The sequence below is a fragment of the Methanococcus vannielii SB genome (assembly GCF_000017165.1).
GTDB classification, from domain to species: Archaea; AGJL01; Methanococci; order Methanococcales; family Methanococcaceae; genus Methanococcus; species Methanococcus vannielii.
Window position 1 is genome coordinate 1,599,405 of the sequence record NC_009634.1, and the last position, 18,769, is coordinate 1,618,173.

At 31.0% G+C, this 18,769-nt stretch carries 18 protein-coding genes and 1 tRNA gene; 14 read left to right on the forward strand and 5 right to left on the reverse strand.

The features are described 5' to 3' along the window. Window positions 1-4: 4 nt before the first annotated feature. A complete protein-coding gene (locus tag MEVAN_RS08130) occupies window positions 5-1,288 on the reverse strand; it encodes a nucleotide sugar dehydrogenase (protein WP_012066390.1) in 1,284 nt (427 codons plus the stop codon). A 12-nt stretch (window positions 1,289-1,300) separates the two neighbouring features. Next, complete coding sequence (locus MEVAN_RS08135; protein WP_012066391.1) at window positions 1,301-2,554, reverse strand: cation:proton antiporter; 1,254 nt, start codon at window positions 2,552-2,554, stop codon at window positions 1,301-1,303. 220 nt (window positions 2,555-2,774) lie between these two features. Here MEVAN_RS08135 and MEVAN_RS08140 point away from each other — a divergent pair, with 220 nt between their 5' ends. The 8 genes from MEVAN_RS08140 (at window position 2,775) to MEVAN_RS08175 (ending at window position 9,593) form a co-directional block, all read left to right on the forward strand. Then, on the forward strand, window positions 2,775-3,485 hold the full coding sequence (locus MEVAN_RS08140; protein WP_012066392.1) for a (5-formylfuran-3-yl)methyl phosphate synthase: 711 nt from the start codon (window positions 2,775-2,777) through the stop codon (window positions 3,483-3,485). Window positions 3,486-3,679: 194 nt separating this feature from the next. Then, a tRNA-Arg gene (locus MEVAN_RS08145) sits at window positions 3,680-3,753 on the forward strand. Between the two features lie 141 nt (window positions 3,754-3,894). Beyond that, window positions 3,895-4,107: a hypothetical protein gene (locus tag MEVAN_RS08150; protein WP_048059185.1), complete on the forward strand. Its 213-nt coding sequence runs from the start codon at window positions 3,895-3,897 to the stop codon at window positions 4,105-4,107. Between the two features lie 236 nt (window positions 4,108-4,343). Further along, window positions 4,344-5,405: a magnesium/cobalt transporter CorA gene (gene corA / locus MEVAN_RS08155; RefSeq protein ID WP_012066393.1), complete on the forward strand. Its 1,062-nt coding sequence runs from the start codon at window positions 4,344-4,346 to the stop codon at window positions 5,403-5,405. A gap of 139 nt (window positions 5,406-5,544) precedes the next feature. Continuing rightward, window positions 5,545-7,284, forward strand: a complete 1,740-nt coding sequence (iorA, locus tag MEVAN_RS08160; RefSeq protein WP_012066394.1) for an indolepyruvate ferredoxin oxidoreductase subunit alpha — start codon at window positions 5,545-5,547, stop codon at window positions 7,282-7,284. Then, window positions 7,281-7,847 (forward strand): indolepyruvate oxidoreductase subunit beta, encoded by a 567-nt coding sequence (locus MEVAN_RS08165; protein WP_012066395.1) that lies wholly within the window; start codon window positions 7,281-7,283, stop codon window positions 7,845-7,847. The genes iorA and MEVAN_RS08165 overlap by 4 nt, the downstream gene beginning before the upstream one ends. 9 nt (window positions 7,848-7,856) lie before the next feature. After that, window positions 7,857-9,155, forward strand: a complete 1,299-nt coding sequence (locus MEVAN_RS08170; RefSeq protein ID WP_012066396.1) for a phenylacetate--CoA ligase family protein — start codon at window positions 7,857-7,859, stop codon at window positions 9,153-9,155. A gap of 12 nt (window positions 9,156-9,167) precedes the next feature. Next, window positions 9,168-9,593: an ACT domain-containing protein gene (locus tag MEVAN_RS08175; RefSeq protein ID WP_012066397.1), complete on the forward strand. Its 426-nt coding sequence runs from the start codon at window positions 9,168-9,170 to the stop codon at window positions 9,591-9,593. 36 nt (window positions 9,594-9,629) lie between these two features. Here the strand turns inward: MEVAN_RS08175 and MEVAN_RS08180 are convergent, their stop codons facing one another. Further along, window positions 9,630-10,166 carry a MarR family transcriptional regulator gene (locus MEVAN_RS08180; protein ID WP_012066398.1) on the reverse strand — a complete coding sequence of 179 codons (537 nt, stop codon included), beginning with the start codon at window positions 10,164-10,166 and terminating at the stop codon, window positions 9,630-9,632. Window positions 10,167-10,491: 325 nt separating this feature from the next. Here MEVAN_RS08180 and MEVAN_RS08185 point away from each other — a divergent pair, with 325 nt between their 5' ends. From MEVAN_RS08185 to MEVAN_RS08210, 6 genes are all read left to right on the forward strand, one after another. Beyond that, on the forward strand, window positions 10,492-10,845 hold the full coding sequence (locus MEVAN_RS08185) for a hypothetical protein (RefSeq protein ID WP_012066399.1): 354 nt from the start codon (window positions 10,492-10,494) through the stop codon (window positions 10,843-10,845). Window positions 10,846-10,926: 81 nt separating this feature from the next. After that, window positions 10,927-11,334, forward strand: a complete 408-nt coding sequence (locus MEVAN_RS08190; protein ID WP_012066400.1) for a CopG family ribbon-helix-helix protein — start codon at window positions 10,927-10,929, stop codon at window positions 11,332-11,334. A 303-nt stretch (window positions 11,335-11,637) separates the two neighbouring features. Next, window positions 11,638-13,269 (forward strand): hydroxylamine reductase, encoded by a 1,632-nt coding sequence (hcp, locus tag MEVAN_RS08195; protein ID WP_012066401.1) that lies wholly within the window; start codon window positions 11,638-11,640, stop codon window positions 13,267-13,269. A gap of 79 nt (window positions 13,270-13,348) precedes the next feature. Then, the gene (locus MEVAN_RS08200; RefSeq protein WP_012066402.1) at window positions 13,349-14,038 is read left to right on the forward strand and encodes an ATP-binding protein; all 690 of its coding nucleotides are present in this window, start codon (window positions 13,349-13,351) and stop codon (window positions 14,036-14,038) included. Between the two features lie 138 nt (window positions 14,039-14,176). Then, window positions 14,177-14,521 (forward strand): cupin domain-containing protein, encoded by a 345-nt coding sequence (locus tag MEVAN_RS08205; RefSeq protein ID WP_012066403.1) that lies wholly within the window; start codon window positions 14,177-14,179, stop codon window positions 14,519-14,521. A gap of 219 nt (window positions 14,522-14,740) precedes the next feature. Continuing rightward, window positions 14,741-15,184 carry a hypothetical protein gene (locus MEVAN_RS08210; protein ID WP_012066404.1) on the forward strand — a complete coding sequence of 148 codons (444 nt, stop codon included), beginning with the start codon at window positions 14,741-14,743 and terminating at the stop codon, window positions 15,182-15,184. A 23-nt stretch (window positions 15,185-15,207) separates the two neighbouring features. On the opposite strand, the gene uvrB is transcribed toward MEVAN_RS08210, so the two are convergent. Next, a complete protein-coding gene (gene uvrB / locus MEVAN_RS08215) occupies window positions 15,208-17,157 on the reverse strand; it encodes an excinuclease ABC subunit UvrB (protein ID WP_012066405.1) in 1,950 nt (649 codons plus the stop codon). Then, window positions 17,154-18,737, reverse strand: coding sequence for an excinuclease ABC subunit UvrC (gene uvrC / locus MEVAN_RS08220; protein WP_012066406.1), 1,584 nt, complete (start codon window positions 18,735-18,737; stop codon window positions 17,154-17,156). The genes uvrB and uvrC overlap by 4 nt, the downstream gene beginning before the upstream one ends. Window positions 18,738-18,769: the final 32 nt, after the last annotated feature.

An 18,769-nucleotide genomic window follows, 5' to 3' on the forward strand; every position in this document is an offset into this window, starting at 1 on the left:
TTAGTCACCAAGCCCCATTACCGAGCAGTTTTATTTTAAATCCTGCTTTTTTCCAAAGGTTATGATTTAATATATTCTTAGTGTCAATTATGAGCTTATTTTTAAGTTTTTTAGATATTTCATCTATTTCTTCCTTTTTAAAGCTTTTAAATTCATTATGGTCAGTTAATACTACAATACAGTCTGAATTAACAATGCTATCTTCAAGGGAGTGTAGTTCGTATTCAAAAGAATTCGCATGAGGGTCATAAGTTGAAACTGGAATATTTTTTTCAGCAAGTGCATCTATAACTTTTTTTGAGGGACTTTCTCTAGTATCTTCAACATTTCCCTTGTATGTTGCACCAAATACGGTAACTTTTGGTTTTTCAATGTTTAAATTCTTTAATTCGGATATTATCATATTACACACGTAATAAGGCATTTTGTCATTCAATTCCCTTGCTGATCGAATAAATTTTGCATTATTGGTTTTTTCAACAATAAACCATGGGTCAATACTTATGCAATGCCCTCCAACCCCCGGGCCAGGGTTTAAAATATTTACTCTAGGGTGCTTATTTGCAATTTTTATCGCATCCCATACATTTACACCTATTTCATCGCAGATTTTTGCAAATTCATTTGCAAGAGCGATATTAATATCTCGATACGTATTTTCCATTAATTTTACCATTTCCGCAGTATTTGAATCAGTTATGTAAATTTTCCCTTCTACAAAAGATTTATAAATTTCTTTTGCCATTTCCGCAGATTTTTTATTAATTCCACCGATTATCCGGTCATTTTCAACGAGTTCTTTTAATATTTTTCCGGGAAGAACTCTTTCAGGGCAGTGGGCAACATATACTTTTTTATCAATGATATCATAAATTTTTTGAGTTGTTTCAGGTGGGATTGTGCTTTCAATTACAATCAGGTTTCCTTCATCAATATATGGTAAGATTGAATTAACAGCATCTAAAACATAGCTTAAATCGCATTTTTTTGAACCGTCATCGCAACCTATTGCAGGGGTTGGAACGCAAATAATAAATGCATCGGCTTTTTCTGCTTTAGTTTTTACATTTAGATTTTTTGAATTAATTGCTCCTTTTAAAAGAGTTAAGAGCCCTGGTTCTTCAATTTTAAAGTCCCCATTTTTAATTTCGTTTACTCTTTTTTCACTAATATCTACCCCAATTACTTCGTAACCGTGGTTTGCAAGCATTGATGCAGTTGGAAGTCCTATATATCCAAGCCCTATCACACAAATTTTCTTAATTTTTTGCTTTTCGTGTTTATCCATGAAATCACCAAATTATTTAAAAAGTTTGTTTGCTAATGGGTATGCCCACGAAGCCTCAACTACGACACTTAAAAATATTGTAAGGAACGTTGCAACAAGTATTGACCCTGCAATCGTTTCTGGAGGCATGTAATTTGAAACAGACACAGGTATTGCATCTGGATTAGCCATTATTTCTGAATAGATCATTGCAGCCAGTGCTGCTGGAACAACGCCCCTAGGCCCTTCGAGTGCAAAATATATTCTTTCTTTTAAGGAATTTACAGGGGGAATTGCAGTTGCTATAAATACGCCTAAAGGTCGTGCAATAAATACTGAACCGACTGCACATAAAAGCCCAAATAGTCCAAAACCCTTTAAAAGGGACATACTGATACTTGCACCTAAAAATACAAATATCAAAATTCTTGTAAGGGAGGATAAATCAGTACAGAATTCTGCCATTTTATGCATTTCTTTAGACTTATTAGGTTTTTTTGTAAGGACGTTTCCAATATATATACCCATTATTGCAATTGCCATGTAGCCACTTAAACCATGGCCAAAAAACGTTGGAAAGATTTCTTCCCCGATATACCATATTGCCATTGCAGCCCCTACGCCAAACGGTGCAATATACTCACCAAATTCTTCTTTTGAAACAATAATTTCAAATAACTTTCCTCCAAAAAGCCCTAAAAGAATCCCTCCAAAAGATAACGTTATAAAATCAATAAACGGATTTAAACTTTTTGAAAGTCCAAGTGTAGAAAGACTAAGAGACGTTGCAACAATACCTAACGGGTCGTTAAATACACTTTCAGCTTCCAAAGTTACTGCAATTTTTGGGTCTATGTCTGAATTTGAAAATACGGGAATTAGTGTTGCAGGATCAGTAGAGCAGTTTACGGCACCAAAAACATACCCTATCGGGCAAACAAATGGAATTCCATAAACTAAGTTGAATATAAATCCCGAAACTAACAATGAAATAACTAGTGCGACGGTATCCAGTTTTAAAACAGTACTTAAAACCCTTTTTAAAACAATCCATCTCATTTCAAAAGCTCCAACTAATAAAACAATTATAAGTCCAATCGTTCCAACAAACGAAAAGAGCAGTTGGGCATAATTGGTAGGAATTATGCCAAATACTGGACCGATAATTAAACCAGTTAGTAAAAGTAGGGGAATATCCGGAATGCCGATACGCTCTGCTATTTTGGCGATAAATGATCCGATTATAAATAATAGGGATATATACCCTATTGCAAGGGGGACTTCCATCTTAACACCTGATTAAATGCATTCTCGGGGGCCCGTAACTTTATTTTTAAATTATTTTTAAATTAAATTTTTAGAAGTAATATATTGCATACAAATACGGCATACAAATCGTTAAATTTTTATACATTAAATAATTTTGGATAATATAAACCAGATACAATAAATAAGAATACATATTTATAACCTTAGGTTAGGCATTTTGAAATAATTGGGTGAAATTGTGATATTATTGGTAAGTCCTAAAGATGTAGCTGAAGCTTATGAAGCAATAAATGGTGGTGCAGACATTATCGACGTTAAAAATCCGCCTGAAGGCTCCCTTGGTGCAAATTTTCCATGGGTAATTAAAGAAATAAGAAGTGCAACACCTAACGGTATGTTGGTAAGTGCAGCAATCGGGGATGTACATTATAAGCCCGGAACAGTTACGCTTGCAGCATTGGGTGCAACTATAAGTGGGGCAGATTACATAAAAATAGGGCTTTACGGTACAAGGTCTTACCAAGAAGCAGTAGACGTCATGAAAAACGTTTCAAATGCAGTGAAATCCGAAGACCCTAAAAAAATTGTTGTAGCTGCAGGATATGCTGATGCCTATCGGGTTGGTGCAGTAGACCCTTTAATTATTCCAAAAATTGCAAGAGACTCCGGATGCGATGTAGCAATGCTTGACACTGCGGTAAAAGATGGTAAAACTCTTTTTGATCACTTAAGTATTGATTTATTGAAGGAATTTGTCGAAGAAACTCATAAATATGGAATGAAATGTGCCTTGGCAGGTTCCATTAAAAAAGAAGAAATTCCAATGTTAAAAGAAATTGGATGCGATATTGTCGGAATTCGTGGTGCTGCATGCACTAAAGGAGATAGAAACGAAGGGAAAATTCAAAAAGACCTTGTAAAAGAAATAGTTAAAATTTGTAAGGAGTAATTTTACTTAGCATCAAATTTTACTTTTAAATAAGTTTATTTTTAAATTTAACTATTTTAATCTATTACTTTAATCCTTGGAGTAACTAACAGGAAATAAAGTTTTAGGCAGGTAAGAACCAAAAACTATTAATATTGATAATATCTTTAGTATAAAAGGGTTATTTTAAGAAATAACCCATATTATAAAAAAATGCCCTCATGGGGTAGTTAGGATATCCTCGCGGACTGCGGATCCGTGGACTCGGGTTCAAATCCCGATGAGGGCGCATTTTTTAAGATTTAGTGCAGAAATACTTTTTATGTTATAATTCTTTCATTTTTTTAGAATATTATTTTAATAATAAATGATAAAATTTACTTTATATTTTACGTTTATATTTTTGCGTTAAATTTGCTAGGCGGGCTAAATGGTTTTTGTAGTGTCTTTTGTTGAGGGAGAATGTTTTTACGAGGTAACTTTTAAATATAATCTTTTAATATTGTTGCTACCAGAAAAAGAACATAATGAAAACTATTTTGGCGTTGTAGTTCATGAAAATCCGGATTATGGGTTAGTAACTTTATTTTTAGAAAAAACTTTACCTGATATTAATATGGAATTTTTTTCAAATATCACCTGAATAGTGTTAAAACTTAAAAAAATTCAAGATAAAGATTTATATTTTACAAATGAGGTTATTTTTGAAAAACCTTATTATAAACGGTTAAATGGAAATTTTACTGTTAATTCTTTTTTTAATTAGTTAAAAAACGTTTTCAAAACATTTAAATGCACTATTTTACAAATTTTAATCTATTAGGTTTAACTGATATTACTGTTAAATTTGAAATTTAATTGAAATTTTATGGGGAGATTTTGAAAAGAGTTACTAAACAATATTCTAAAAAAGTTGGTACGCCACCTGGTGAATTGATATATACTGGAGAAGTAAGGCCTAAAGAATCTGAAATAGTACTTGTAAGTTTTGATAAAGGTTCATTTAGTAAAAATACAGTTTTAAACATTGATGAACTTAAAAATTTGGACAAAAATCGAGTAAATTGGATAATTTTCTACGGATTTCACGAACCAGAAGGTTTAAAGACATTGGGGAATATTTTTGAAATTCATAAGCTTACACTTGAAGATATATTAAATACGTCTCAAAGGACAAAATTTGAAGTATATGAAAAATACAAGTATTTTGTAACAAGTCTCGTTGAACAAAACAAATTTACAAAAAATATCGATTCTGAACAGCTTAGTGTAGTATTAAAAGAAAATGTTTTGATAACATTCTTTGAAAATGATACCAAGCTAGCAAATAGGTTAATAGAACGTATTGAGAATAAAAAAGGGTCAATCTGGGCAAAAAAGATGGATTATCTATTTTACGGGTTACTGGATTCTATTATTGACCGGTATTTTGAGATAATTTCGTATATCGAAGATGAAATTGAAAAATGTGACGAAAAAGTTTTTTCTGAAATTGACCCAAAAGAAATCGTGAGAATACGGCGATTAAGGCAGATTTTGGTAATTTTAAGAAAGCAAGTAGGGCCTTTAAGAGAAATATTTCATAAATTTAGTAGGGATGATTTTGAGTTTATAGAAAAGGGTACTTTAATATATATACGTGACCTTTACGACCACACGGTACATTTAATTGAAACAATAGATGTTTTAAAGGATAACACTTCAAGCATTGCAGAAATACATCTTTCTGTAATGAGTAACAATATGAACGAAGTAATGAAGGTTTTAACAATAATTTCGACGATATTCATACCTTTATCATTTGTCGCAGGATTATACGGCATGAATTTTGAAAACATGCCGGAATTAAAATTACCCTTTGGATACTACTACATTTTAATTTTAATGGCTTTAATGATATCCGTAATGTTATTATTTTTCAGGCGAAAAAAATGGATATAATTTAAAAATACAATATGCATAAATAACAGTCATACTATATCCATCTAAGAAAATAATGTTATTGACCAAACCTGTAACATTATATTGCTATTTTTACGTCAAAACACCTGATTAGGTAAATAATCCTCCGAGGTTGAACATGAAAAAGTTAATGCTTGGAAATGAGGCAGTAGCAAGGGGTGCTTATGAAGCAGGCGTTTTAGTGGCAACTGCGTACCCTGGAACCCCGAGTACTGAGGTTACTGAATATATTGCAAATTATAGCGATATAAAATCTCAATGGTCAGTAAATGAAAAAGTTGCTCTTGAAGTGGGAATTGGTTCTGCAATTGCCGGGGCAAGAACTGTAGTTTCAATGAAACACGTTGGATTAAACGTTGCAGCAGACCCTTTAATGACAGTATCATATACTGGAATTAATGCAGGACTTTTAATTGTTGTTGCAGATGACCCTAGTATGCATAGCTCTCAGAACGAGCAGGATACTAGATATTATGGAATTTTTGCAAAAATCCCCGTATTAGAACCTTCAAACAGTCAAGAATGCAAGGATTATGTAAAATTAGGTCTTGAAATTAGTGAAAAATATGATACTCCCGTAATCTTAAGATTGGGTACGCGGGTATCTCATTCACAAAGCCTCGTGGAGTTAAAAGAAAGAAATGAAGTTGGTTTAAAATCTTATGATTATAATCCCTCTAAATATATTTCTGCACCCATAAATATGCGAAAAAGAAGAGTATTGGTAGATGAAAGGCTTTTAAATCTTGAAAAAGAGGCTGAATCTATATCTATCAACGAAATTGAATATAATAGTAAAAAAATAGGAATTATTACAAGCGGTGTCGCGTATAACTATGCAAAAGATGTTGTTTTAGATGCATCATTTTTAAAACTTGGAATGACTTATCCTTTACCAACTAATAAAATAGCCGAGTTTATTAATTCTTGCGATACAGTATATGTTTTTGAAGAACTTGAACCTATAACTGAACAAAAAATCAGGTCAATGGGTTACAATGTAATCGGAAAAGAAGTATTTCCAATTAGTGGCGAATTAAGCTGTGAAATATTGAGAAAAGTCCTTTTAAATGAAATAAAAGAAGTTTTACCTCCATTTGAAGGCCTTCCTCAAAGACCTCCTGTTTTATGCCCCGGATGTCACCATAGGGGGCCATTTTATATTCTAAAAAAATTGAAACTACATGTTGCAGGCGATATAGGCTGTTACACGTTAGGTGGCTTTGCACCATTAAATGCAATCGATACAACGATTTGTATGGGTGCAAGTGTCGGTATGGCACACGGGTTTGAACAAGCACGAGGAATAGATTTTGCTAAAAAATCAGTTGCAGTTATCGGAGATTCAACATTTTGGCATTCAGGAGTTTCTGGATTAATTGATATAGTATATAATAAAGGACATAGCACGGTTATAATATTGGATAATTCCGTAACTGCAATGACTGGACATCAAGAAAACCCTTCAACAGGAAAAACCCTTTCAGGAGAAGATACGCCGGTAATTGATTTTGAAGCACTTGGAAAATCAATAGGCATTAGGCGAACAAGGGTAGTTGACGCATACGACTTAATGGAACTTGAAAAAGTAATAAAAGAAGAAACAAATGCAGAAGAACCATCTTTAATAATTACAAAAAGGCCTTGTATACTTAAAAAGGGAATAAAGTTTGATTTTAAAACTTATGTTATAGACGAAAATAATTGCAATGGCTGTAAACTATGTTTAAAAATTGGATGTCCTGCAATTTCATTTGATGGAAAAATTGCAAGAATTAATACCGCACTATGTGTTGGCTGTGGACTTTGTAAGGATGTATGTAAGTTTTCAGCAATAGATATCGAGGTAAAACAATGAATATCGTTATTGCAGCAGTTGGAGGGCAAGGTGCAGTTTTAACGTCTAAAATATTGGGCACACTTGCACAAAATATCGGAAAAGACGTAAAAGTTTCAGAAGTTCATGGAATGTCACAACGTGGTGGAAGCGTTATTGCATACGTTAGGTTTGGGGATAATGTTTATTCACCAGTCGTTGAAAAAGGAACTGCGGATATTCTTTTAGCATTTGAAATGCTTGAAGGTGCTAGATATATTGAATATCTAAAAGAAAACGGCACCTTAATTGTAAATACTCAAAGAATTAATCCAATGCCTGTAATTACTGGCGAAATGATGTATCCTGATGATTTAGATGATAAATTTAAAAATTTAAGTATTAATTACATTCCAGTTGACGCCCTTTCTATTGCAAAAAGTGCAGGAACCATTAAAGCCGTAAATGTTGCATTAATAGGGGTTCTTGCAAAAAATAGCAGTATTGAAAAAGATGAATGGATAAAAGCAATTAAAGATACCGTTCCTGAAAAATTTTTGGAATTGAATTTAAATGCTTTTGAAATGGGATACCGCTTAAAATAAGGGGATAAGATGATTTGGAATGAAACGATTGAATGTATGGATAGGGAAGAATTAAAGGAACTTCAAAGTAAACGTCTTATTGATACGGTAAATCGAATTTACCATAATGTTCCATTTTACAGGAAAAAAATGCAGGAATTATCTATTTACCCTGAAGACATTAGTGGAATTGATGACCTTTCAAAGCTCCCATTTACTACAAAACAAGATTTAAGAGATAATTATCCATTTGGAATATTTGCAGTTCCAATGAGTGAAATAATAAGAGTTCATGCATCATCCGGAACAACTGGAAAACCAACTGTTGTAGGTTACACTAGAAGAGACATTTCAATGTGGGCAGAGGTTGTTGCACGGTCTATGAGTGCAGCAGGGGTTTCAAAAAATGATTTTATACAAATTGCTTACGGTTACGGCCTTTTTACCGGTGGACTCGGCCTTCATTATGGCAGTGAAAACTTAGGTGCTACCGTACTTCCAATTTCAGGCGGAAACACTCAAAAACAAATTCAATTAATGTGCGACTTTAAAACATCTGTTTTAGCATGTACACCTTCTTACGCACTTTATTTGGCTGAAGCTCTTGAAGAATCTAAAATTTCATTAGATGACATTAATTTAAGGGTTGGAATTTTCGGTGCTGAACCATGGACTGAAAACATGAGAAAGGAAATAGAAAAAAAATTGGGGCTAAAAGCAATTGATATTTACGGTTTAAGCGAAATAATGGGGCCTGGTGTTGCATGTGAATGTGAATTTCAAGCAGGACTCCATGTAAACGAAGACCACTTTATTCCTGAAATTGTAGATCCGCTTACACTAAAAACTCTTTCCAGAGGCAATGTTGGAGAACTGGTATTTACTACAGTTACAAAAGAAGGAATGCCTCTTTTAAGATACCGAACAAGAGATTTAACTTCATTAAACTATGAAAAGTGCAATTGCGGACGTACTCTTGTTAGGATGAATAAATGTACTGGAAGAAGCGATGATATGTTAATTATTCGGGGCGTAAATGTGTTCCCCTCCCAAATTGAAAGTGTGCTTTTAGAACTGAGCGAAACAAAGCCTCACTACTTATTAATAGTAGATAGGATAAATAATTTAGACGTTCTTGAAGTATGGGTTGAAGTGGAAGGCCAGTTCTTTTCAGATAAAATAAGCATGTTAGAACAGCTTTCAAAAAAAATAAAGCACAAAATTGAGAGTACACTTGGTATTGGCGTAAGTATCAAATTGGTAGAACCAAAAACAATTGAAAGAACTGAAGGAAAATCTAAAAGGGTAATTGACAAAAGAAAAATTTAAGGAGGGGTTTTAATGATTATAAAACAATTATCTGTGTTTTTGGAAAACAAATCTGGAAGATTAAAGGAAGTAACTGAGATTTTGGATAAAGAAGGGATAAATATATCTGCATTAAGTATTGCGGATACTTCAGACTACGGAATTTTAAGAATGGTTGTTTCAAACCCTGACGATGCATTAACTGCTTTAAAAGAAAGCATGTTTTCGGTAAGTCTGACTGACGTTATATGCATATGTATCCCAAATAAAGTAGGTGCACTATCAAAAACCCTTGATATGCTTTCAAAAGAAGATATAAGTATCGATTATGTCTATGCATTTTCAATGGGCGATAAAGCACTTGCAATTTTAAGAACTGAAAATATTGAAAAAGGAATTAAAGTTTTAAAAGATCACGATACTGAAGTATTAGATGCCGATGAGATATATGGCATTTAATTTTTATCTATTAAATTTAATATCAGTAATTATCCCTTATTTTAAACTTTTTTGAAACATATGTTCTTTTTTCTCATTTAAAAAAAGATTGATATTGAACATATCTATTTCCAAATGCGTTTTTCCAGTTATTATGATGTAATTATCATGTAGTACATACTTTAAACAGTTTCCAAAAGTATCTATTACTGATTTTATTAATTTTAAGTGATTACGTATTTGGTATGTTGCATTAAACTTTAGTATGACCATATTTTTTCTTTCGTAAACAATACATCCATCATGATGTTCCATAACCTTCTTTATTACATTTAAGCAGTGATTTTTTTCATGTAAGATTCTTTCATCGTCGTCACATATGAAGTAGTACGGATTTGTAAGAAAATAGATAGTGCTGTTTTTAGGCCCCTTTACTTTTCCAATTAATTTTTTATGAATTAAAGAATTCAATGTTTTTGAAATGCTCCTAATACTTTCCTCCTTTGGTATTTTAGAAATTTTCTTTAATTCATCAGTTGAAAGTATTCCATCATTATTGTAAAATTCATAGAGGATGTCGTCTTGGGATGCCATTTTTTTCTTTCCAAATTATTGAATCTATGTAAAATTTAAATAATGTTTATTTCCTATGTAATTCTTTAGTCAGTTTCTAATCCGAAGAATTATGTTACTAGTACATTATATAGTTTTTTCATTTTTTTAAAACCGGATTTAAAATTAAAGTTAATATTTACTAAATTTTAATTATATAATTTTTACGATTAGTTAATAAATTATCGTAAAAATCATAAACTGTATAGTTATTTACTAAAAATATTAATTTATACCGCATTTTTTTCGATATGTTTAAATTAAAGTGTTTACAATATAGTAGTTTATCCTTTTGGGAGGGGTACCAATGGATAATGGATTTGATATTAATTCAGAAATGGAAGATTTTTCAAATTTGATAAAACCAGGATCAGAAGTAATAAACGTTTCAAGATATGCAAAACGAAGAGGATTTATAGAGCCGGTTTTCATAACTAAAAACGTTTATAATGAAATATTACCTGACGAGAATGATTCTGTAACATATTTTAAAAGACTTTATTCCATACTAAAACAGATGAGGGCTGAAGTAACTGAAAATAAACGCCCGTTTATAGTATTTGACCATAAAATGAGCATCAAAGATAAAAAAACCGAATTCTGTGCTGTAAGATATAGCGAAAATGGCGAAAAATCATGGTATTTACTTATTCCTCGATAAAACCGTTTAACTAAATATCTAACTAAAAAATAATACGTAAAATACTACTATTTTTAATAACCTAATTATTTTGGTGAAATAATGGTTAATGTAGAAAGGGTAAGCCTTTCTTTTCCAAAATTTTTATTAAATGAACTTGATAATATTGTAAAATCCAAAAATTATTCTAGTAGGAGTGAATTAATTAGGGATGCCGTTAGAAAATACGTACTTGAAAATAATTCTTTAAAGTCTGAAGGTAAAGTAAATGGACTTATTACTGTAGTTTATGAACCCTCAAAAGAAATAATGGAAGAAATGAGTAATATATATTTTGAGTATAACGAAGTAATAAAATCAATGAATCACTCTTACGTTAAAACAGCATGTAATAAGAATAAAAAACTAGAAAGTTTTGTTGTTGAAGGGGATTCAAAGTTAATTTCGAGTTTTTATGTAAGGGTTCAAAATATCAGCGGAAAAATTTACGACAATATACTTATTTTTTAACTATTTTTAATAACCCAATATTTATTTTTAATTATTTATTTTTGACCATTTTTTAATATTTTTAATTATTTTTTAATATCTTTTTAGCATTTTTTAATAAAAATTATATCAAAAGCTGTTAAAAAGTGGTCAAAAATTTATATATATTCAAAATAACACAGAATTAATTGTCAGTTTTTAAAATGCTTCTAAATAAAATACTTCTAAAAATACACTAAGTAATTAGAAATATCGTAATATGGCCATTAATATTTAGGATGCGGAAATCTAAAAAAGGTGAGTTTTATTCAAAGGTCTACAAAAATGTTATGCCACCAATGTCAGGAAACGATCAAAGGTACTGGATGTACTCAAATGGGAGTATGTGGAAAAAAGGATAATACTGCAAACCTTCAAGATGTACTAATATACACTTTAAAAGGAATTGCATACGTTTCAAATAAAACCGGAATAACAAACAATGAAATAGATAGCCATATAGTAGATTCACTATTTGCCACAATTACAAACGTTAATTTCGACGATAAGTATATAATTGAAAGAATTAAAAAAGGTTTAAAACTTAAAAATGATTTAAGGACAAAATGTGGCTGTACCCCTGAAAAATGTGGGGAATTGCCTGATTTTGTAACTTGGGATGCAAAAAATGATTTAGAGATATTAGAAAAAGCAAAATCAAAAGAAATTTCACTAGAAATTCCCGAAAACGAAGATATGCGATCCCTTCGGAAAATTACATTATATGGTATAAAGGGGCTTTGTGCATATTTACACCATGCAAATGTTTTAGGATATAACGATGAAGAAATACAGAAATTTATAAAAAAAGCCCTAATTGATATTTCAGATGATTTAAAATCTCCTGAAGAACTAACTGCTCTTGTTTTAGAAACTGGAAAGTACGTTGTAGATACTATGGCGCTACTTGATAAAGCAAATACTGAATCATATGGAAATCCAGAAATTACTGAAGTAAATATTGGCGTTAAAAATAATCATGGAATTCTTATAAGTGGCCACGATTTAAAGGATTTAGAACAACTTTTGAACCAGACAAAAGGAACTGGGATTGATGTATATACTCATAGTGAAATGCTTCCGGCACATTATTACCCTGCATTTAAAAAATACGATAATTTTGTAGGAAATTATGGCGGTTCATGGTATTTACAAAAGACCGAGTTTGATTCTTTTAACGGGCCAATTGTAATGACTACAAACTGTTTAGTGCCTCCTGCAGACGAATATAAAAATAGGGTTTATGTAACAGGGGTTGTTGGATATCCTGATGTTAAAACCATACCTGTAAATGAAGACGGTACAAAAGACTTTTCAAAAGTCATAGAACATGCAAAATTATGTAAACCTCCAAAGGAGCTTGAAACCGGAAAAATTGTAGGGGGGTTTGCACATAATCAGGTTTTGGCATTGGCAGATAAGGTTATAGATGCGGTAAAGTCTGGAGCAATAAAAAAATTTGTAGTAATGGCAGGTTGTGATGGAAGACACAAGACTAGAGAATATTATACTGATTTTGCAAAAAAATTACCAAAAGATGCGGTTATATTGACAGCAGGATGTGCAAAATACCGGTATAATAAGCTTGATTTAGGCGATATTGGCGGAATTCCAAGAATACTTGATGCAGGACAGTGCAATGACTGTTATTCTTTAGCAGTAATTGCTCTTAAGTTAAAAGAAGCATTTGGTTTAAACGACGTAAATGAACTCCCAATTGTATATAATATTGCATGGTACGAGCAAAAGGCGGTAGCAGTGTTACTTGCACTCCTTTACTTAGGCATACAGAATATTCATTTGGGCCCTACACTACCTGACTTTATTTCGCCAAACGTTGCAAAGTTACTAGTTGAAAAATTCAAATTAAACGGAATAACGACTGTAAATGAAGACATGAATCTCTTATTAGAATAATTCCTTTAAATTCTAATTTTTTAAAGTTACTATATAATTGACTCTATTGATTCAACATTTAAGATTTTTGGTGATTATTTTGGGAAACTTTAAAATTGATATCGATATTGAAAAATGTCTTGGATTTAAAGAATGTGGATTATGTATTTCTGCTTGTGAAGAGAGCATAATTATCCCTGATGAAAAAACGGGTAAAGTTATAGTGGATAAAACTCGTGAAATACACTGTGATGGACTTGGGGCCTGTTTAGACGTATGTCCTGTTGATGCATTAAAAGTAACTGGAAAGGAAAATACCCATAAGGGCTGTAAAGGACATGGAATGTCATGCCCAAGTGCGTCTGAAATAAGTTTCAAACGGCCAGAAAAACGTATGGAAACATTTAATAATAAAGAAACAGAATCTGAACTTTTGAACTGGCCAATTCAGCTTCATCTTTTAAGTCCAAATGCTTCGTATTTTAAAAATGCGGATTTAATAATTTCAGCAGATTGCGTACCGTTTTCGTACCCTTATTTTCATGAAAACCTCTTAAAAGGGAAAGTTCTTATAATAGCCTGTCCAAAACTCGATGAAACTGATGAATACGCATCAAAAATAAGGCAAATCGTTGAAAAAAACAATATAACGAACGTAACTGTTGCAATAATGTCAGTGCCCTGTTGTAATTCGCTATATACTCTCGTAACACAGGCACTATCTGGTTTAGATGTAAACATTACTAAAAAAATTATTTCAATAGATGGTAACTTAATTGAACATTCTTAAAAATTTTCACTACCTTTTCATTCATGGCATTGTAATTTTACTAAGTAACTTTTCAAAATACGGTTTTAAAATCAAATGAAAAAAATGCCTGAAAAATGAAATATATTATGGAAATTATAATTTTTGAAGGTGATGAAAATGATTGAAAAAGTTTCAAAATTTGGTAACTCAAATGAAAAATTAGTTGAAATGCCTGTAAATACGGACGATATTCAGATAAGGCATGTAATTTTACCAAAAGGGGATTTCATGCCAAAACACATTTCAAATTCAAATGTAAACTTGGTTATAGTAAGTGGGGAAATGTCAATCACGCTTGAAGAGCAAGAACAGATAAATTATGGGGAAGGAACAATATTAAGTATTCCAATAAACACCAAAATGCTGATACAAAACTTAAATTCTGATTTGTTGGAATTTTTTGTATTAAAAGCACCCCACCCAAAGAAATTAGGGGCTCCTGAAGAAGCAATAAAATGTTAAAATTATAAAAATTATAGAAATTATAAAAGTTTTACTTTTTTTTACATAAAATTATTTTACACAATTTAAATTTTTTTAAAATTTTCCCGAAATAGTAAACTTTTTATTTAAAAAATAAGATAAATTACTAATAATGGTGTTTAATTTCCGATTAAAATTTTTTACTGTATGTATCTAACTTTTAAAGTAAAAAAATAGTTAATTATCAAGGTGGGCATTTTGGAAAAATACGATCATGAATACAGCTTTGAACTGTACTTGATTGAAAATTCGAATAGTTTTCGAGATTGTATCGAAAAAAATCCTTCAATAGTTCAAAAAATTCCTGAAATACTTACTATAATCCATCAAGAAGTTTATGTTTTGGAAAAAATTCTTTACATGTATCAAAAATTAAATTTTGAATTTAAAATATTTAAGAATCAAAAGTACGCCAATAATTATCTTGAATACATTATAAAGGGGGAATTAAATGAATTACTTATAAAAAACTATTTAATGGTATCAAAAGAGGAATTTCAAGATTACTACCTTTTTCGAACCAACCTAGATATGAATATCCCAAAAGAATTTCAAGACATTGTACTATCTAATATTGAGTCTGAAATTAACAGGCATGTAAAAATACTTTTAAATTTAAATAAAATTCATGAAGAGTTTTAATTAACAGTTGGAACCAAATACATTTAAAGCTCAATACCTGCCTTTTTCTTCAATTTTGCAATTTTATCCCTTATTTGGATTGCCCTTTCAAATTCCAGTGCTTCTGCTGCAAGGTACATTTCAGATTCAAGTTCTACAATTACATTTGGAATTTCAGATTTTGGAATGTGTTTTATATCCACTATATCGACTACTTTATCTCTAATTGGCTTTACAATTGTTTTAGGAGTAATATCATGCTTTATATTATACTCTTCCTGAATTTTTCGCCTTCTTTTAGTTTCAAAAACTGCTTTTTGAATTGAATCAGTAATTTTATCTGCATAAAGAACGACTTTTGAATTTGCATTTCTTGCAGCACGGCCAATTGTCTGAATCAAACTTTTATCGTTTCTTAAAAATCCCTCCTTATCTGCATCAAGTATTCCTACAAAACCGACTTCTGGAATGTCAAGTCCTTCTCTTAATAGATTTATCCCAACAAGGCAATCAAATTTTCCAAGTCTTAAATTTCTTATAATTTCCGTTCTTTCAATTGTATCAATGTCAGAATGTAAGTACCTTGCTTTTACATTTTTTTGAGCCAAATATTCTGTTAATTCCTCAGATAACCGTTTTGTAAGTGTTGTAATTAGGACTCTTTCTCCTCTTTTTACCATCTTTTCAGTTTCATTTATAATGTCTTCAACTTGTCCTTTAATAGGCCTAATTTCTACTTTTGGGTCAAGTAATCCTGTGGGCCTAATAATCTGTTCAACGATTTGATTTGACTTTTCAAGTTCATATTCACCCGGAGTTGCAGACACAAAAATTACATTGTTCATATATTTTTTAAATTCTTCAAATTTTAAAGGGCGGTTATCGTATGCACTTGGGAGTCTAAACCCATAATCTATTAAAGATTTTTTTCGTGAACGGTCTCCTTTATACATCCCTCTAATTTGAGGTATTGTCTGATGGCTTTCATCAATTACGATTAAAAAGTCATCTGGAAAATAATCTAAAAGGCAATAAGCAGGTTCATTTTCACCCCTATTTTCAAAATGTCGGGAATAGTTTTCAATGCCCTTACAGCTTCCCGTTTCTTCAATCATTTCAATATCATATAATGTTTTCTGTTTTAAACGGTTTGCTTTTAGCATTTCAAGGTGGGGTAGCCATTCATCAAGTTCTTTTAAAATAGATTTTATCGCATTTTTCTTACTTTCTTCCGTTGTAACAAAATGCTTTGCAGGATACATATAAAAAGAAGCTAATTCATGTTTTTTAGTCATATTTTTTGAGTCGAGCTCGTAAATTCTATCAATTTCATCGCCAAAAAGTTCAAGTCTTATAGTTTCATCTTGGTATCCCGGAATAATATCTATTGTATCCCCTTTTACCCTAAATCTTCCAGAAACAAGTTCTGTATCGTTTCTCTCATATTGGATATCTACTAATTTTTCAATAATTTCTGCTCGTTTGATTTTACTGCCTTTTTTTAACTCAAAACCCATTTCTTTAAAGAGTTTTGGACTACCTAGGCCATAAATACAGGAAACAGATGCTACTATAATTACATCTCGCCTTGATAAAATAGCAGAACTTGCACGAAGCCTCATTTGTTCAATTTTTGGGTTTATTTGTGCATCCTTTTCGATATACTGATCTTTTTGTGGAATATATGATTCAGGTTGATAGTAGTCATAGTAAGATACAAAGTATTCTACACGGTTTTCAGGAAAGAATTCCTTAAACTCATTGTAGAGCTGTGCTGCAAGTGTTTTATTATGTGCAATTACAAGAGTTGGTTTTTTAACTTTTTCAATAACATTTGCAATTGTAAATGTTTTTCCAGAACCTGTCACTCCAAGAAGAGTTTGCTTACTATTTTCTGGATTTTTAGTTAAATCAAAAACAAGTTTATCAATTGCACTTGGTTGAGACCCCTTTGGCTCAAAATCTGATTTTAATCTAAATTCTGGAAAGCTCATTTTATCAAATCCTTTTTCCTTAAAAGTTTGTTATATGTTATTGCAAACCGGTGTGCCTCATCACGGATCTCCTGAATGAATAATGACGCTTTTTCATTTTTGGTTATTGGAAGGGCGTTTTCAGTTCCTGGAGCGTAAATTTCTTCTTCCCTCTTTGCAATGGATACTACGGGTATTTTTAAGTTTAACTTTTTTAATTCATAAAATGCAGAGGATAATTGGCCCTTTCCCCCATCAATGATTATTAAATCAGGCATTTTTGAATTTTCTTTTAATAATTTACTGTAGCGCCTAAAAACAACTTCAGAAATTGATTTAAAGTCATCAATTCCAGTAACTGTTTTAATTTTATATCTCCGGTAATTTTTTTTGTCCGCTTTTCCATCCCTAAACTGCACCATCGATGCAACAGTAAAATTTCCGGAAAGATGGGATATATCAAAACATTCAATAACTTTTGGAGGATTTTCTAGCATTAATTTGTTTTTTAAGGCTTCAACTTTTAAATCATTTCCTAAAACCAAGATTTCAAGATTTTTCATTGCAAGATTTAACAATTCTTTTTTTTCTCCCTTTTTAGGTACTTTAAATGAAACTTTTGATTCCCTTTTTTTTGATAAAAATTCTAAAAGTGCATTTGGATTGTATTCCTTTGAAAAGTCTTCAAAATCTTTTGGAAAACCTGAAATTATTATTTCAGAAGGCGGGCGGTTTTCGGAATAATATTGTATTAAAAATTCTTCAAAGAAATTTTCTACGTATTCAAATTTAAAATATTTTTTATCATATAATGTTCCTTTTAACACGTTAAATACAATAATATGGATATTCCCATCTTTTTCAATATATGCAATAATATCTTCATCATAATTTTTCTGCCTGTTAATGTTCTGCTTAGTTTTCAGATTTTCAATAGCAGATATTTCTTCCCGTATTAATATTGCTTCCTCAAACTGGAGATTTTTTGATTTAATAATCATTTCATCTTTTAATTTTGAAATTAAAGATTCTATATTTCCTTTTAATATATATTCTGCCTTTTTTATCTGATCCAAGTATTTTTTAGACGCAATATTTCCCGTACACGGTGCAGTACAATTTTTTATATGGTGCCTTAGACATGGTCGTTTCTGCATATTTTTGCATGACCTTATTTTAAAAGTTTTTTTTAAAATATCAAGAACATAATCTCTTTCCTTTGCAGAAATAAATGGCCCATAAAACTTTCCTTTTTCTGATTTATTTCTTGATATCCCAATTCTTGGAAAATTCTCTTCGCTTATGTAAATATAAGCATAATTTTTTGAGTCCTTTAAATCTATATTATATTTGGGAGAGTGTTTTTTAATCAAAATGCTTTCTAAAAGCAATGCTTCAATTTCGTTATTTGTAACAATAAATTCTATGTCAAAAATAGATTTTACCAAGTTTTGAGTTTTTGTGTCGTGATTTTTTTTGCTAAAATAACTACTGATTCGCTTTTTTAGATTTTTTGCTTTTCCAACATATATTATATTTTTTTCAATATCCCTATATATGTAGCATCCTGGTTCTTTTGGAATAACTGATAGATTAATCATCTTAACACTTTAAGCTTTTTTTAGTGAAATTA

Bases quoted from the DNA above. Each gene is read 5' to 3' on its own strand.
- MEVAN_RS08130 (WP_012066390.1), bottom strand. From the start codon at position 1,288: ATGGATAAACACGAAAAGCAAAAAATTAAGAAAATTTGTGTGATAGGG.
- MEVAN_RS08135 (WP_012066391.1), bottom strand. From the start codon at position 2,554: ATGGAAGTCCCCCTTGCAATAGGGTATATATCCCTATTATTTATAATC.
- MEVAN_RS08150 (WP_048059185.1), top strand. From the start codon at position 3,895: ATGGTTTTTGTAGTGTCTTTTGTTGAGGGAGAATGTTTTTACGAGGTA.
- iorA (WP_012066394.1), top strand. From the start codon at position 5,545: ATGAAAAAGTTAATGCTTGGAAATGAGGCAGTAGCAAGGGGTGCTTAT.
- MEVAN_RS08165 (WP_012066395.1), top strand. From the start codon at position 7,281: ATGAATATCGTTATTGCAGCAGTTGGAGGGCAAGGTGCAGTTTTAACG.
- MEVAN_RS08170 (WP_012066396.1), top strand. From the start codon at position 7,857: ATGATTTGGAATGAAACGATTGAATGTATGGATAGGGAAGAATTAAAG.
- MEVAN_RS08175 (WP_012066397.1), top strand. From the start codon at position 9,168: ATGATTATAAAACAATTATCTGTGTTTTTGGAAAACAAATCTGGAAGA.
- MEVAN_RS08180 (WP_012066398.1), bottom strand. From the start codon at position 10,166: ATGGCATCCCAAGACGACATCCTCTATGAATTTTACAATAATGATGGA.
- MEVAN_RS08185 (WP_012066399.1), top strand. From the start codon at position 10,492: ATGGATAATGGATTTGATATTAATTCAGAAATGGAAGATTTTTCAAAT.
- MEVAN_RS08190 (WP_012066400.1), top strand. From the start codon at position 10,927: ATGGTTAATGTAGAAAGGGTAAGCCTTTCTTTTCCAAAATTTTTATTA.
- hcp (WP_012066401.1), top strand. From the start codon at position 11,638: ATGTTATGCCACCAATGTCAGGAAACGATCAAAGGTACTGGATGTACT.
- MEVAN_RS08205 (WP_012066403.1), top strand. From the start codon at position 14,177: ATGATTGAAAAAGTTTCAAAATTTGGTAACTCAAATGAAAAATTAGTT.
- uvrB (WP_012066405.1), bottom strand. From the start codon at position 17,157: ATGAGCTTTCCAGAATTTAGATTAAAATCAGATTTTGAGCCAAAGGGG.
- uvrC (WP_012066406.1), bottom strand. From the start codon at position 18,737: ATGATTAATCTATCAGTTATTCCAAAAGAACCAGGATGCTACATATAT.